Origin of the sequence: Bacillus cereus group sp. BceL220 (assembly GCF_051776965.1) — a bacterium.
GTDB classification, from domain to species: domain Bacteria; phylum Bacillota; class Bacilli; order Bacillales; family Bacillaceae_G; genus Bacillus_A; species Bacillus_A cereus.
On record NZ_JBPWBC010000006.1, the window covers coordinates 261762 to 279566 of the forward strand.

The following is a 17805-nucleotide window of genomic DNA, read 5'->3' on the forward strand; positions in this document are numbered from 1 at the left end:
ATAATAGCCGATTCTCATTTGAAATCGGCTATTAATATGTAAAATCCGCCTAATATATCAAGGTTGAGAAACAGATATAAGATGTTTAGACGATGTATTTATTTCCTCTGCCAATGCTTTTATGTTCATCATGATTTGAAGTATTTCTTCTTTTGTTGTCCTTGGGTTGATAGAGCAAAGTCGAATTACTACTTTTTCTTTTAATTTAGTCGTACTTAGCATAGCAAATCCTCTTTGATTAATTTCTTCCACCAATTTTTTGTTTATTTCATGAATTGTATCTGTAGATGTTAGCTCACATGGAATATAACGAAAAGTAACAATTCCTAATTGGGCAGGTGTTACTACTTCCCAATCTTTTTCTTTCCTTAAAAATTCTTCAACTTGTTCAGCTAGCATAATGCCATGATCAATTGCCTCACGAAAAGCTGTAACTCCGAATGTTTTAAAAGAAAGCCATACCTTTAATGCTCTAAATCTACGAGAAAGTTCAATTCCACGCTCCCCAAAGTTCACTTTTTCTTCTATATTAGTTTCCGTATCCCTAATATACTCTGGGATCATACGAAACGTTTCACTTAAATATTGACTATTTCGAATGAGTACACAACCAACATCATAAGGCTGAAAAAGCCATTTATGCGGATCTAACGTCAAAGAATCAACACGATGAATTCCTCTTAACAACTCTCTTCCTTTTTCGCTGAGAATTGCTGCAGCTCCATAAGCCCCATCCGCGTGTAGCCATATATCTTCATCACCACATACATCAGCCAATTCATCGAGGGAGTCCACCGCTCCGCAATTCGTTGTCCCTGCATTCGCAATAACACAAAATGGTTTTTTCCCTTTTAATCGATCTTCTTTTATTTGCTTTCTTAAAGTACTAACTGAAATTTTTAAATCTTCATCTGTCTCAATTCGGCAAATTTGATGCTGTTTAAAACCTAATACTTTAAGTGCTCGATCTACAGAAAAATGAGTTTGGTTAGAAAAATAAACAATCGCATTTTCGATTTCATTATTCAACTTAACCTGTCTTGCTACAGTAAGTGCAGTCAAATTAGCCATGGAACCGCCACTGACAAATAGTCCTTCAGCTGATTCAGGGAATCCTAGCATTGATTTTAACCAGTTAATTGTCGTTAATTCAATTTGTTCGGCACCTGCACCTACTATCCAAGCTGTAGGAAATACATTAAACCCACTTGCTAAAAAATCTGCTAATACACCAACATAATTATTAGGACCTGGCACAAAAGCCATAAAATGAGGATGATCCACATGAGTAATTTGATTAAACACATTGTTATTAAGAAAATGAAGTAATTCTTTTGGATTAGATCCGTTTTCCGGAATCTTTTCAATTAGCTTGTCTCTAAAAATATTACTATCAATCGTTTCTGAAACTGGTTTACTTTTTAAATGATTCATATGATCAACAATCAAGTCAACCGCTTGATATCCTAACTGACGCATCTCTTCGGCTGATAACTGCAAATTTTTTGTCATTTGGTTTGCTCCTATTCTATTTAAAAAGGCGAGTTCTTGCTCGCCTTTTCATTTTTTATAATTTGTAATCACCAATTGCTTGTACTGGATTTTGAAGAATCATGTTGATTAATCCATAAATGTGATTTAATATTTCCTGTATTTTCTCTGCTTCATATACGGTTTGATCAAATCCAAACTTTATTGTAAGTTTTTCTTCAGGGAAGCACATAATTCCATACTTTACATGTGGCTCATCAACGACTTCGTAATCCGTGATAGCAAAATGTCTGTTTTCATTTGAAGAAAAGATTGCTGGATTAGTTGGATAGTTTTCAAAAACCCAAAGATGGTCAGTCAACTCAGTTTTTAATTCACTTTGCTTTTGTATATCAACAAATGAATAGTATGCATACTCATTACATTTCAATGTCTCTAGTTGTACCTTTTGCAGGAAGTCCACAAAAGATTGCGTTTCTGTCCATGCTAATCGGATAGGCAAAATATTTGTGAACAGACCGAACATATTTTCAATTCCTTCTACTTCGGGAGGTCTGACTGATACTAGATTAGGCAATACTACTTCTCTCGTTCCGTTAAATTTGCCAAGCAATATTCCCCATACAGCTAGTAATGCCGTATTCATAGTTATATTATTTTTAGTTACAAATGTCTGTAACTGATCAGTCAAATCCTTGTCTAATGTTAAATCCGTAAAAGTGAAGTTTAACCCTTCACTTTTAGATGGGACTTTCTTTTTAGGAATACTAATTTTCTGATTGTATCCTGATAAATAATCTCGCCAAAAATGACGTGCTTTCTCATGATCTTGTGCCAAAGTCCAATCTATAAATGTTTCAAAAGGTTTTACCATAGGTAACTCCGCCGTAGTTCCCGCATTTGTAGTTTCGTAGAGCTGGAATAATTCGTCTATCAAAATGCTGACGCTCCAACCATCACATGATAGATGATGGGAACTCCAAATTACCTTATACTCGTTATTACCTAGTTGGAATATACAGAGACGGGTCATAAGTTCACTATTTTTAAATCCTTGACTTAAATTTTCATTCATCCACTGATCTAGGAATTCTTGCTGTTCTTGTTTCGTCATCTCAATCAAGTTTTTTATTTCTGAATTTATTTGAACATTATATAGAACAGCTTGCCAAGGTTTTGCTTGTTCATCTTGCACAATTATTGTTCTTAAAGAATCATGACGATCAACTAATTGTTGGAAACACTGAATAAAGAGTTTAATATCCAGCTCCCCCTCAAGTGCCCAAATTGTTTGTTCAAAATATGCATTTGTATCAGGTTCATTCGTAGCATGCTCATAAATAACTTTCTGGAAAGGTGCTAACGGGTAAATACGTTCTATTTTTATATCCGGCATTTTTTCTTGTATTTTGGTAAGTGTATGTTGATTAAGTTGTTTATCTTTAACATTTAGTAATGTAGCTTTATTATCGTTCATTATATTTACATCATTTGTTTGTGAACTTGAAAACTGGTCTAGCTTTTTAACAAATTGAACCATGTCTCTTAATATAGGAAATGAAAATAGATTTTTTGGTTCAAGCTCGAATCCTTGTCGATACAGTCTAACGGACACTTGAATCGCTTTTATCGAATCTCCACCTAAGGCGAAGAAATGATCATTTACTCCAACTTGATCTATTTTGAGTACTTCTTGCCAAATACTAGTTAATATTTTTTCCATTTCAGTTTTTGGAGCAATAAATACTTCATTTTTTTGTTTCTGCGGAGTAGGGAGCGCTTTTCTATCTAATTTCCCGTTTGGAGTCAGGGGTAATTGGTCCAAATAAACAAAATAAGAAGGAATCATATAATCTGGCAAGTGATCTCGCAAATGCTTTCGTAGTTCTGTTGTACTAATATTTTGCTCAGTTACTACATATGCAACTAAAAATTTTATTCCGTTCTCATCTGTTTGATCAATTACGAGAGCATGTTCGACTTGTTTATAAGTTAGAAGACAATGAGAGATTTCTTCTAACTCTACTCGATATCCTTGAATTTTCACTTGGTAATCTTGGCGGCCTAAAAATTCAATATATCCCTCAGAATGCATTTTTCCACAATCTCCTGTTTTGTATATAAGACCAAAATCAGGATGTGACACAAACGCTTCATTTGTTTTCTTTTCATCATTTAAATATCCTTTAGCAAGGCCCACTCCCCCGATATATAAATCTCCAATTACACCAACAGGGCACATTTTCTTTTCATAGTTCAACACATAATACGTTTGGTTTGCCAAGGGCATCCCGTATGGAATACTATTCCAATGTGATTCCACCTGTTTGACCGGATAATAAATTGACCAAATCGATGCTTCTGTTGCCCCTCCTAGTGAAATTACTTCTGCAATCGGAAAATGTCGTTTTATTTTTTCTGGTAAAGAAAGCGGAATCCAATCTCCACTATGTAAAACTAAACGTAAAGAAGAATGTTCAAAATGAGAACCTACTTGATCCAATGCCAAATCCATGATTGCAGGCACTGTATTCCAAATTGTAATCCCTCTACGTTCGACAGTGCGGATTAATTCTTGCATGTCTCTCGGATCACGAATCATTACTAACATTGCACCTGTGCTTAAAGCTCCGAAAATATCGTATACAGATAGGTCAAAACACATGGAAGAGATACCAATAATACGATCATCTTCATTTACCTCATATTTTTGATTTATGTCTTGAATAGTATTTGTAACCGCTTGGTGAGTAATAATTACTCCTTTTGGTTTTCCTGTACTTCCTGAAGTGTATATAATATAGGCAATATCTTCTGGACCAGCAATAGCGGGCATATCTTTTGTTGTATAAAATGACAAATGATTTTCTTCATAAAGACTAGGTTCTAATAAAAGCTTGCATGAACTATTTTTTAAAATATATGTTTGGCGATCTAAAGGATGATCGGGATCAATCGGAACATAAGCAGCACCTGCTTTTAAAATACCTAACATATTAACAATTGTGTCAACTCGCCTTTTTGCTAAAAGACCCACTTTGTCACCTAGACCAATGCCTTGCTCTTTTAAGAAGTGGGCAATTTGATTGGAGCGTTTATGAAGTTCCGTGTATGTTAACCATTCTTGTTCAAATACTACTGCTACTTCATCCGGTGTACGTTTTACTTGGTCTGTAAATAATTGATACAGAGTAGTTGAAGGTATTTTTTCTGTTGTTTCATTGTATTGCTTAATTAAAGTTTGATCCGATTCTTTCATCTGCAAAGATGTTATATCGCTTTGTTTCACCAATTGTTCCAATAAGTCAACAAATTGGGAAAACATTGCTTCTATTACATCAACATCAAACAACTCTTCAACATAGTTCCAGCTAATTAGTAACTCTCCATTTTTTTCAATTACTACATTATCCAAATACACTTGTGGAGTCCGAGCATGAATATAGCGAAGAGAACCAAGTTGTTCCCAAGAGAAAGCACCTGCACCTGCTAACATCGAGGTGAAAACGATTGGCATAACTGCTTTTGGTGTCATTTGATGATATCGAGTAAAATCTCGAATAAAGTTAACTCCATCGTAATGACGATGTTCAAGGCCATCTAATAAAGTAGATTGCGTTTCTTTTACTCTAGTAAAGAAAGTTTGCTCTGGTTTTACATCAACATCCAACAAAATAAGCGATGTGAAATCTCCTACAATCTGTTCTACTTCATCATGAACAGGATAACGGTTAAATACAGTCAAATTAATTGCTAATCGACATTGATTACTCCAATATGCCAACACATCACCATATATTGTACAAAGTAGAGCGGAAGGAGTTACCTCTTTCTCTTGTGCTATCTTTCGTAGCTTTGTCCATTTTTCATTGTCCAGGATCTTAGTAAGTGATTGGAATTTAGGAGTAGCAATCTCTGCTGGATCCTTTTTTAACAACAAAGAAGGTGCAAACGGAAAGTCAGGAAGCTTACTTGTCCAATAATCTTTTGCTGTTTTATATTCTTCGCTTTGTTCCATTTCATCATAGATAAACATATAATCTTGAAAATCAAAAGATAAAGATTCTAATTTTTGATTTGGTTTATAATAATAATGCAACAAATCCTGTCCAACAATGTTCATACTTGCTCCGTCCATTAATAAAGCATCGTATCGAAAACATAATAAATATGTGTCTTCTTTTAAAAGAAAAGCTTTCAATTCAAACAAAGGCCATTGCCCCAAAGGGAATACATGGTTAGTCATTCGAGAACGCTCTTCTTGTATGCGAGCATTTTGATTCCTATCATCTAAATCTATGAGACTCACTATTTCAATCTCGTAATCAGGAACGCTTTGTAATATTTGCTGTTTTCCCTCTGGTAAAATTACAGCTCGCAACATTGGATGACGATGGATTACCTTTTGAAAACTTTTTGAAAGACGATTGATATCCAATGCTGTTTCATATTCAAAATATGTTTGAGGTGAAATACCACTTAATTCAAACTGTGAATTCCTTCCTAACATATACGCTGTTTGAACTTCTGTTAAGGAAAATGGATTAGACAAATCTTTAACATGAGTTGGTCTACTTTCAAAGTTTTCCTCTTTATGCTCTAACTTTACACAAGAACTCAGTTGAGCGATTGTAGGGTGCTTAAAAAAATCTGTTGTACTTATTTTTAAGCAGTCTTTTCTTAATAAATTAATTACCTGAAGTGCTTTAATGGATTCTCCTTTTAATGCAAAAAAATTATCATGAATACCGATTCCCTCAATCTCCATAACTTTTTCCCACGCACGCACTAATTTTTGTTCAATTTCATTGCGCGGGGCAACGTATGGAATTGATATATAATCCGTTTGTGTTATATCCAATAACCTTTTTCTATCCACTTTTCCATTTGGATTCAATGGAATCTCTTCTACCTGAATCATTTTTTCAGGAATCATAAACTCAGGTAATTTATCACTTAAATATTTTCTGATTTCACCAAAAGACACCTTGTTATCCGATACATAGTAGGCAGCTAATAATTTCCTATTTCCATACACTTGATCAACAACGATAGCCTGGTTTATTTCTGGATATTCCCTTAATTGAGTTTCGATTTCTCTTAATTCAATCCGATACCCCCGAATTTTCACTTGATGATCCATTCGACCTAAATACTCAAGTTCTCCATTAGGCAACCAACGAACGAGATCACCTGTATGATACATCATTTCCCCTGCCATAAAAGGACTCGGTACAAATTTTTCATCTGTCAGTTTACTTTTACCAAGATACCCTCGTGCTACCGCTACTCCAGCAATGCATAGTTCACCGGGAATTCCAAATGCTTTTAATTGGCCATACTTATTCAATATATAGGAATGATAATTCGGATTTGGTTTGCCGATCGTAACTTCTTTGGAAGTGCTCAAGTCTTTTACTGTTGCGCAAATGGTTGTTTCTGTGGGACCATAAATATTTAAAATTTTTGCTTCACTGATACAACGAATTTTTTCAACCAAATCAATGGAAAATGCTTCTCCTGCTAATAAAATAGATTTTAAATCTTTTAGAAAATTTGCCCCTTCTGGATCACTCAAAATCACTTCCATTCGCGATGGCGTTGATTCCCATAAATCCACCTTATGTTTTTTGACCAAATGAGCCAATTCTTTTGTTGCAAACTGGTCCTCTGTAGCAATTACTACTTTTGAACCTTGCGTTAAAGGAAGACATATTTCTAACAAGGAAATATCAAAAGATACACTAGCAAGAAACAAGAATGATTGATTAGCCTTTACTTTTTCTCTCATTACATTTAAAAAATGAACTAGCGATTTTTGTTCTATCATTACCCCTTTTGGATTTCCTGTCGATCCTGATGTGTAAATAACATAAGCCAAATCATTAGGATTATGTTCTCGTACTAAATTACTTTCTTCACCTTGAAAAAGATATTCTTTATCAAGATACAGTACTTCACCCGCAAATTGTGGCAACACTTCCTCTGTTCGCTTACTAAGTAAATATTTTGCTTGACTATCTTGTAACATATATTCAATTCGTTCAGTTGGGTAGTTAGGGTCTATTGGTAAATAGGCTGCTCCTGCTTTTAAAATCCCCATCATACCAATAATCATTTCTAATGACCGATCTACCATAACGCCAATAATACTTTCTTTTGAAACACCTTTACTTTGAAGGATAGAAGCCAATTGATTCGCTTTCTTATTCAATTCTCTATATGTCAAAGATTGATCATTACAAACAACAGCAATTTGATCTGGAGTTTTTAATACTTGCGCTTCAAACAAATCTTGAAATGATTGAAACAAGTCTATGCCTGTTTGAAAAGTATTCAATCCTTCTAACAACTCTTTTTCTTCTTCTGCAATAATACAAATATCTTTCAATGCCAAATTCGGGTTTTGTGAAACTTGCTTTAAAACATAACAATACGAATTGGCAAACTGTTGCAAAGAAGAGAATGAACGGGACTTGCAAGAAATTTGAAATTCAAATTCATTATGTATTTCATTCCATTTTCTTCGTATCCATAGGACTAAATTATTCTCTGCGTATTCTTCTAGTGAATTTTCATTATGTAATCCTTCCATCCCGATTACAATTTGAAAAGGAGTTAAATTGTGTTTAACTAATAATTCAGAGAGCGGATACTCCTGATTTTCATACCCGAATAAAGTCGTTTGTTCAATCTCATTTACTAATTGTTTAAAGGGGTGATGCGGATGGATTTCACTTCCTAAAGGAATCAACTTATTAAGATTCTCACTTTGTTCAAGATTCTTTTCAATTATAGGAATACCAATAGTAATTCTTTCTTGATCTGTATAATGTGCCAAACAAACCCTTAAAGCGGCTTGAAACCAGCTAAATAATAATAAATCTTGAGACTTACTTATTTTTTGTATACTTTTACTAAACTCTACATTCACTATGACTTGAACGTACTCACAAGGTGTTTCTTTATTTAGTTGGTAATCGCTATTAAATACAGAAAAATCGAGAACCTCGGAAGATAATTGCTCCTTCCAAAACGCTTCTACTTCTTTATTTTCATGAATCGAACTTCGATCTTTAATGTGCATTTTTATCTTTATCCCCCTAATATTCATTTTTTCTACTCGTTAATTTTCAAGCCAACTTCAAGCCCATGGAGAAACACTTGATGGTTATCCAAACATAAAAATTTCTGAATCTCTTCAAATTTCATATGGCCAACTGAACAAACCCCTAAATTTAATGTCTCAGCAACCATATTTAAGGTAGCAGTGATAATGCCTGACTCGATACAAGCAAATAAATATCCATCTGAACCGTATTTCGGGATAGAAGCGTTCGCATTATAAATCAAATACACTGAGAATGCAGATTGAGTAAATAAATCCTGATTAATTAACTCATGATCACTTTTGATCACTTGATCAATGTTGTTTACAATCACAAGACTATTTTTTGATGGGTTATAATAATAAAATCCAGCTTTCATACCCTCTATACGTTTTGGTTTTATATAAACAAAGATATCAATGGGATAGAGCCCGCCTGCACTTGCGTAATGATAGTATATTTTTTCTTCCCTAACCTGTTTTAGAGTTGATAAGAATTGGGAAAATTCCGAAAAACTAATGTGTTTTTCCATTTCAAATTGACGACAAGACCTACGTTCCTTGATTATAGTGGGTAGCTCATCTGTTGTTTCAAGTTGAATTTCGGTTGACCGTGCAGCAACGTACGTGCGATTTAATTGTTCACTCATATACTTATCTAACTCTTCTTTAGAAAAGCGAATCTGGTTGCTATATGGATTTGGAAAAATCTTTTCTTGTGAAGAAAATACTTCTCTTGGGTGTAATATGTTACTTACTAACACACGATTTTTTATCATGAGCTCTATGTTTTTTTGTGTCTCTTCTACATTTCCTAACGAAAAGCGCTCTACTAGTTCACTAATTTTCACACCTTTTTGAGCCATAAAATAAAAATCAGGAAACCACTCAGACAGAATACCTGTAAACCTCATTTCCCCTATCAAAACTTCATTATGCAACTTCTCCCAATGCTTAATCGGAGACCAGTAATAAATTTTCTCGCTCATATAACCCTCCATAAACGTTTAACTTATTTTTGAAATGCAATTTTCTAATTTACAAAATTTTTTTAGATTCTGCTCCTTGTCTCATAGTGATTATAAATACATGTACTTTAACGAAACTTGAAAATAATGAAATAACTTTTTCTTCATTAAAATTTTTTATTTAATCATAAAAAATGATTTTTTTTTGGATATTTCACATCCTTTCCCACAGTAATCCTATAAGGTATAAACCATTTATAACATTGAGAATATTCATGTATTTCCAATGTGAAATTATTGTAATAGATTGAAGAGCGGTTGAATATAGTTATTAAATCAAATAATGTTGAGAAAGTTTTATTTATTATATTGATAAAATTTTATGATGTAATTTATTACAAATAGATTAAGAAAAGAGTTTTAAATTTTTCTTAATTAGTTAGTGTGAAAATATCACATACTATTACATACAATTGAGTTACTTACATTTCATATTCAAAATAGAGAAAAGACACCTTGAATGGTGTCTTTTCTCTATTTTAATTCCATATACTTTTTACGCCTTTGTTATTTTTAAACGATTTGTAGGAATTAATACAACTCGAACATCTAGTTTATTATATGTTCAAATATATAATAAAAATTATCTGAATTACGAACGTATTTCATATAATTTTATAAATAAACTCAAAGATATCTTCTCCCCCTACTTTCACAAAAGAAATAATCTATTGCTTATTTCTTTTGTTAAATTGTAATATAATTACAGTATGTGAAATTATATTACATTAACTTTAAAAACGAAGTGAGAATAATCTTCACTTCGCTTTTTTTATTTGCAATCCTTATTAACTTTGCTCAATTCAGTATTTATTTCCACACTCTTCGCTTTTATTTAGTAGGTTTTTCTGATTTTAAAACAATGGAACTTAATGCAGGAACTTTAATTTTATTGTCATGGACAACATAAAGTGGTTTACTTCCCGCCTGCTTCCCGTCTACTAGTACTTTCCAAGGCCCTTTCGATGGAAGTGTTATTTCAACCGCTTCTCTATTTGCATTGTGAGCCACCGTAAAGTATTCATTTTTATTCCCCTCTATTGTATAAGCTACCGTATTTTTCGGGGCACCTATAAATGAAACTTGTGTTTTTATTTGCTCTGCAGATGTCATTCGAAAAGCTGAGTACTTTTTGCGTAATTCTATTAAACCCTTCATATAATCTACTTCATTATTAAACGTTGCACGGCGCAGCCAATCCATCTGGTTAATTGAATCTGGAGATTTGTAACTATTATGATCACCGTATTTCGTCCGCATAAACTCTTGCCCTGCATGTAAAAATGGAATTCCTTGTGATGTTAATAAAATTGAAGAAGACAATTTGTGCATTTGTTTTCGCACTTCATCGTTGTCACCTGGATTAGTTAACTCAAGTTTATCCCATAATGTATGATTGTCATGTGCTTCCACATAAGTTAGCACCTGCTCTGGATCTTGATAGGTAGACGAATTTGTATCGTAGTCAATACCTGCCGTAATACCTTTTTTAATACGATCTTCCATGTTTTCCTTTCCATTTATAAAACCATTTTCCTTCTCCTCAAATACACTACCTTTCAATCCATCACGTATATTATCATTAAAATGAGCAATCCCTTGCATTTTCTCTGCATTTTTTTGATTTGCTTTCAGCTCAGCTGCAAGAGGTGTATTTAAATCCCATCCTTCTCCGTGTAGTATAATAGAAGGGTCAATTTGATTAACAGCTTTACGTATTTCATTCATCGTTTCATAATCATGAATACCCATTAAATCAAAACGGAATCCATCTAAATTGTATTCTTTTGCCCAATATGTGACGGAATCTATCATAAATTTCCTCATCATTTTTCTTTCTGAAGCAGTATCATTTCCTACTCCAGTTCCATTTGCAAATGTTCCATCTTCATTGTAACGATAATAATAACCTGGAACTAACTTATGGAAATTAGATTCAGCAGCGTTATACATATGGTTATATACTACATCCATTACCACACGAAGATTATTATCATGTAGTATTTGAACCATTTGCTTTAATTCAGTTATTCGAACAGTTGGCTCATAAGGATTTGTAGAATAGGAGCCTTCTGGAACGTTGAAATTTTTAGGGTCATATCCCCAGTTATATTGCGGTTCATTTAAAGTCTCTTCATTTACTGAAGCATAATCAAATATCGGTAAAAACTGAACGTGAGTAACACCGAGATCCTTTATATGATCAAGTCCTGTTTTTACACCTTCTGGCCCTTTTGTTCCTTTTTCTGTTACACCTAAATACTTCCCTTTCTGTTTAATACCACTTTCAGGTTGGATGGAAAGATCGCGTATATGTAACTCATAAATAATAGCATCTTCCGGATTTTTAAATTTTGGCTTTTTGTTTGCTTTCCATTTTTTCGGATTTGTTTCTTCTAAATTAACGACTGCACCTTTATCCCCATTTACAGAAGCAGCACGCACATATGGATCAACTGCTTCAGTCCACTTATCACCAATTTTGACCTTATACGTATAAAAGAGCCCTTTTTGGTTCCCCTTTAGTTCTGCTGTCCAAGTTCCCTTTTCACCTTGTTGCATGTTTATTTCAGTACCTATTTTATCGTTCCATTTTTTATATGTAACTAACTTCGCTTCACTTGCAGTAGGAGCCCATACACGGAACTTTGTATGTTGCGCGGTATATGTATTCCCTAAATCGTTACCACTATAATAAAATAAATTATCAAATTCCTCGCTACGAATGACTTTACCAATTTCAGTATTCGTATCAGCTAAGTTTTCTATTTTAAGTTTGTATGTTTGTTTTAAATCAATTTTCTGTTCCGTAATTATTTTAACCTTATTAGTAATATCTCCACTGTTTATATCATAAGGACTAATATCCTTAATTTTAATGCCTTCAATTTCAATTTTCTTTTCCCTAATATTAAATGGGACATTAGTCGTTACAGTAATTTCATGGAAACTATCAATAGTTGCTTTTTGAATTGAGAGATCCGATGAAGGCTTAGAGTTATATACTTTTTCATCACCCGAAAGAATCCATACTTCAGCACGACCGTCCTTTATATTTTCAATCCAACGATCTCCACCATCTTTTTCCCATTCATTTGTTCGAACTATAAATCCTACACGATTATAGTCACCGTCTATTTTTATCTTAGCGTATTTTCCAAATTCATCTTCACCAGTAAATTCGTAAGATGTACCATTTGCATTTTCACCCCATAACCAAAGATTCCAGTCTTTTGTATTTCCAAGCTTCTCTTTGTAATGAATGATAACTTCAGTTGTTTTCAAATTTGAAACTGCTCTCACACCCTGAAAGGAGAAAACAGATGATAACATAACGATTAAAGTAAGTAATAAAACTGTTTTGTTAATTAATCTTTTTGTAATTTGCACCACATACACCCTTTCTTCAAATATTACTAGCGATTTATTATGCTTACACTGAATAACACTTCTTAAATTAATCTAGAAATCTCTTTTAATTCACCTCCATATTGGCTATTTTCACGTATGTATTTCAATGACCTTTTAATACGAAAACGTTTGCATTAATAGTTAAAAAAATAGATTTGTGTATGCCCTCATATATTTGTAAATGCTAAAAGGTCAGGGAAATCATTTTAAAGCAATCGTTTGTTATCGCTTTCATTTTATAGACTTTCTATCAAGAGGTCAATATATTATTAATTTTCTGTTTTTACACATTTTAAACCTTATTTATTTGTCGCAACTTCTTACAGATAACGCACCTAATTATTGCTTAGTCAGTTTATTTTCAACAATACATAGCTACGTAAAAAAACAGCTAATATCCTTAAAATGATACTAGCTGTTTTTCATAATGTATTAATATATGAATGATGACTATATTTCTAAATTACTTAATTTTTGCTGCATCAAATGCCTTTTGAACTGCTTGAACTTCAGCTGTATTCGCACCATATTTATTAGTTGCCACTCGAATACATGCTGATCTCAATTCTTTGAAATTAGAAGTCATGTTTAACTCATCAGTATTTGCATAATAGAAAATATCAAACATTTTATCTTCACCAATTCCTTTAACAGTTACTCCGTTATGAGTACCGCCTTTTGCAATGAGATACGCAACTTTATTAATAATACTTGAATTAAAATGAACACCGCCTTGATCCCATCCATTAAAATCGTTAAATTCACTGTAATCATCTGGATAAGGTACTCCTAGTGAAGATGGAACAGAAGCTGGGTTTTCCATATCACGGAAAACAGATCCTGTTTGTTCTCCCATTGTCCAGTTAAAGTTTCCATTATTTACGTATTTCTCAATAGATGTTCCCATAATATCAGATAGTGCCTCATTAATCGCACCAGATTCCCCGTAATATTCAAGATTAGATTCGCTAGAAGTAACAGCATGTGTAAATTCATGTCCAGCTACGTCATATGCTTTAACAATAGGATCACCATATACAAGCATACTTCCATTATTAGCACTTAATGCATTCTGCCAATTCTTCGGATCATTCGTCTCTTCAGAATCCCAAGCGTGTACAACTGAAACTACCTTTTGTCCCTTATTATCAAAGCTATTACGCTTGTATTTATCTTTATAAAAATCAAATACTTTTGTTGCTAAGTAATGAGCACTTACCGCTTTTGGATCGTTAAATGTTGCCGAAGTACTAGTCGCTAATGTACCAGGATAATAGCTTTCTTCTTTAGTAATATCTCTGTAATTCACATCATATGTTTCAATTCCTTGCCCTCTTGTATAATCAGCAAGAGCATATTTGCCATTACTTTGTTTAGAAATACCAAATGAACGAGAAATACCTAAATCATCTTTTCCTGTTCCAGTTAATGATGTAAGACTGCTTTGTTTACTTTTCTTTAAGGCTCCAACTAGTTTGTCACTGGCTTTTAAGTTAGATTCTTGTACTATATTCTTTAACATCTCACCATTTTGTGCATTTACTAAATAAGTACCAGAAACATAGTTTGGTGTTGCAGCTTCAAAGGTAACTTGGTATGCATTTTTAGCTTGTCCATTATTTTCATCAACAAAAATAACCTCTTTAACTGCTGGCTCGGAAATAAACTTGATATCGTTCCCGTACTTCGTATAAATATATTGTTTTGCTTCATCTTTTGATAGATTAATAGGTTTTTTCAATTCTTCTTGTTTTAGATTTTGCGCGCTATCACCTGAAACACTTTTAATAACACCCTTACTATCTACGTGTGCAGTTAATTGATGGCCATATACTTCTTTTCCTTCGTATGTTTGCTGCATACGCACAAGTGTAGTTCCATCATACGAACCACGTTTTTGCAGGACTTTATAATCTACTCCTACTTCTCCATTGACTTGTTTTTGGGACAGAGCTTGTTCTGTTTTCTCCTTAAGTGCATCCTTTACTACATTTTCTGGTGCCTTTTGTGACGGCTGTGTAAGTTCACCCGAACGGAACGATTCCTCCTGAATTTGAACTTGTAGTTGATCTGTTTCCTCTGCATGACCTACCCCATATGGTGCCACAGCTGTTAAAGCTAATCCTGTTGTTAATGCTACCTTAGTTAATGTCTTTTTGTTTTTCATTATTTCACCTCGTATAATTTTTGAAATAGAAAGCTTGTACAAAGTATACTGTCTATTTCTGTCGGAAAAAAGAGAAAATACACAATTTATGTAACATTATGCAAAATTACATAAATTGTGGTCAATATTATAAATAATGAACGGAACACATATGTACATTAATTTGAATAAAAGAGAGTCCTTATAGGCGCTCATCCAATTGGTTAGTTATTAATTATCTATATTCATTCTAATAAAAGTATACTTACATCTAAATAACAACATAAAAACCCACTCTTAACTATTTTAAGAGTGGGTTTCATGCTATTAAAATAACAATTACTATAAGAAATTTTATAATTTATATTTTTTAGTGATCCTACTAAGTTTTTTGTAGAATTCACCTTTTGTCTTTACATGATTAAACTGATTTGGATTAATATTTGCTTTTTGTGAGAGGAATATAATCTCTTCTTTTGAAATTGAGTCTTTAGTATTTATAGATGCTATATTTGTGTATTTTCCGTCTTCTGTTTTTGGAATTTCTAAAATCCCTTTATTCACAAGATCAACTACCGCCTTATGCTCTGAAGAATGTAAATCTACACCAGTAATTTTCCAATTACGCATAACTTTTGGCGTATATACACCGTTCTTTACCTCTTTTAAATATGTAATAGCGAGGTTACGAATGGTTCCACCTGTTTCTCCAAATGCATTCTCTTGTTTAGATGACCAAATTTGTTCAAACTTACGCCCCTCTAAAGCTCCTCCTTTTGCCTGAAGAGCCTCCATTCTATATGCATTCATTCCCAGCGTCATAACATCGCTCATTTTGATTGGTTTGTTTGTACGAATAGAGCGTAAATTTGTAATTCTACTTCCGTATGGTTTTGTTAAGTCAATTTCGTATTTTACGCCTCCAAAGAAATCGTTCGTACTGTATTTAGATGCACGGCGGGTTTTATCAAAGCTAACGGTTACATCTCCGGCACGAGATGAGTTAAAATATCCTGCTGCCCATTCCATATAGTCTTTTAAATCTTTTCCAGAAATCTTATATACTGTAATTTCTCCCAAGGCATATTGGTAATTATACGCAATATCTTTTTTCTTAATAGGACCTGTATCCAAACGGGCATAATCATTATCAATTTGATGGGCTACTACATCTGCTTTACTGTAGTAGAGCATGACTTCATGAAAGAAATCTGATAAAGGTGTTTCTTGAATCTGAACACTTGGGATACCCTTTATTTCATTTTCAGGAACAAGATTTCTACCCTTTAATTGAGCGACTACAACATTTGCATCTCCTCTCGCATATTCGTGAAAAGGTGTTAGTATTTCTTCAAGTGTAGGATCAGATAATATCGTTGTTCCATCAGCATTTTTTACAGGTATAGCGGTAGCAGTTTTATCTTTTAAAACCAACTTCCCATCTTGCTTTGTAAAAGTAAGGTCAATACGTGAAATATGTGTTCCATATTTATCTGGTTCTGTAATAATTACGCCATTTACAACTTCTTTTTTTACAAGTTTATGCATATGAGCCGCAAAAATAGCACTTAGTTCCGGACAAGCATTTGCAATATCTTGAACACCAGTACCAGGGATACCATTCTCATTTTCTAGTCCCATATGCATAACTCCTACCATTACATCTACTTTACCTTCTAATTCCTTAATTGCCTTTTTCGTCTCTTCTACCGGATTTTTCACCACTAAACCATTTAAGTGATCTGTCCCTTTTTCAAAATCACTAATCATTGGTGTATTCATACCAATAATCCCAACTTTAATTCCACCTTTTTCTACAATTGTATATGCAGGAAGAAAGCGCTCTCCATTTTCCTTATAAATATTTCCTGCTAACGTTTTTCCCTTATATTGCTCACTAACTGTTTTCAATGTATCTAATCCAAAGTTGAATTCATGATTTCCAAATGCCCAGGCGTCATATCCCATTGTATTCATCGCTACCATCATTGGCGATTGTGGCTTATCGTTGAATAATTCTACTGAGTTTCCTTGAATTGTATCCCCGGCATCTACTAATATGGTATTTGGATTTTCTTGACGGACCTTCTTTATAACCGTATAAAGCTGCGTCAAACTTCCACTCATATTTGCTCCATCAAGTGCATAATCCCAAGGCATAAATCTACCATGAATATCTGCAGTACCTAACAATGTAATATTTACTTCAGATTCCTCAGCCTTAGAGATAGGTGGTTTGACTATTACTGCTGTTCCAAGCAGTAATAGAATTACAAAGTAACATACATAGTTCTTCCATTTCATTTTTTGCATAATAATAATATTTCTCCCCTTTTTGTACTTTCATAAAGTTGCTTGAACTTTAAAAATGTAACTTATTATTCAGGAAACTTCAACTACAAAAGATAATTTTGAAGGTGGTTCTGTTGCAAAAATAAAGAGAATAAATTGCATACATCCCCTAACAGAATCGTATTTTATCGTTTTCTGACAGAATACTCCTTCCTTAAACGTGTGAAGAGCACTTTCAAAATATATACATATCATTCGTCAACATAAAAATCATTATTTCAATTTATTAAAACGGGCATATACAATATGTTATGATGATTATTTTTTTG

General features: G+C 33.3%; 6 protein-coding genes. All 6 read right to left on the reverse strand.

Annotation, left to right across the window (positions count from 1 at the left end):
* Nucleotides 1-57 precede the first annotated feature (57 nt).
* The 6 genes from ACS2FK_RS18140 to ACS2FK_RS18165 all read right to left on the reverse strand — a co-directional run bounded on the left by ACS2FK_RS18140 (nucleotide 58) and on the right by ACS2FK_RS18165 (nucleotide 17497).
* Nucleotides 58-1512, reverse strand: a complete 1455-nt coding sequence (locus ACS2FK_RS18140; RefSeq protein WP_000164806.1) for a pyridoxal phosphate-dependent decarboxylase family protein — start codon at nucleotides 1510-1512, stop codon at nucleotides 58-60.
* Nucleotides 1513-1567: 55 nt separating this feature from the next.
* Complete coding sequence (locus ACS2FK_RS18145; RefSeq protein ID WP_063547460.1) at nucleotides 1568-8578, reverse strand: non-ribosomal peptide synthetase; 7011 nt, start codon at nucleotides 8576-8578, stop codon at nucleotides 1568-1570.
* Between the two features lie 32 nt (nucleotides 8579-8610).
* Nucleotides 8611-9588, reverse strand: coding sequence for a SagB/ThcOx family dehydrogenase (locus ACS2FK_RS18150; protein WP_001290961.1), 978 nt, complete (start codon nucleotides 9586-9588; stop codon nucleotides 8611-8613).
* Between the two features lie 870 nt (nucleotides 9589-10458).
* Nucleotides 10459-13017 (reverse strand): type I pullulanase, encoded by a 2559-nt coding sequence (pulA, locus tag ACS2FK_RS18155; RefSeq protein WP_063547462.1) that lies wholly within the window; start codon nucleotides 13015-13017, stop codon nucleotides 10459-10461.
* Nucleotides 13018-13501: 484 nt separating this feature from the next.
* A complete protein-coding gene (locus ACS2FK_RS18160) occupies nucleotides 13502-15205 on the reverse strand; it encodes a M4 family metallopeptidase (protein ID WP_063547464.1) in 1704 nt (567 codons plus the stop codon).
* A 333-nt stretch (nucleotides 15206-15538) separates the two neighbouring features.
* Nucleotides 15539-17497 (reverse strand): bifunctional metallophosphatase/5'-nucleotidase, encoded by a 1959-nt coding sequence (locus ACS2FK_RS18165; RefSeq protein WP_063547466.1) that lies wholly within the window; start codon nucleotides 17495-17497, stop codon nucleotides 15539-15541.
* Nucleotides 17498-17805: the final 308 nt, after the last annotated feature.